This window comes from Candidatus Kosakonia sp. 282A-S69 (assembly GCF_029433855.1).
Lineage (GTDB): Bacteria > Pseudomonadota > Gammaproteobacteria > Enterobacterales > Enterobacteriaceae > Kosakonia > Kosakonia cowanii_A.
Window position 1 is genome coordinate 257,783 of sequence record NZ_JAROAU010000005.1, and the last position, 255, is coordinate 258,037.

The window sequence follows — 255 nt, forward strand, 5'->3', positions numbered from 1 at the left end:
CGATGTGTGCTCTGGCATGTGCCGCGGCCTCGGGGGTGGGGGCGATGCCGACGGCGTAGAGGGAGTAGTCGGCGTCGACGGCGGCGAGTGCTCCGTTCTCGGGATGTGCCCGCGCGAGCTCGCCGCCGAGCTGGCGCACCTCGAGCGAGACGAGCGGCGCGGACGAGGCCGCGCCCGCGGTCTGGGTGATTTGGTCGATCGCTTCCGGTGGGAGCGTCTGCAGCAGTATGCCGTCGCCCGCGCCGGGGACGGGAT

The 255-nt window shown here is 72.9% G+C and carries 1 protein-coding gene; it reads right to left on the reverse strand.

The genetic code is table 11. The features are described from left to right. A partial coding sequence (locus PU683_RS22310; protein WP_277174681.1) for a hypothetical protein occupies positions 1-255 on the reverse strand: 255 nt, incomplete at both ends.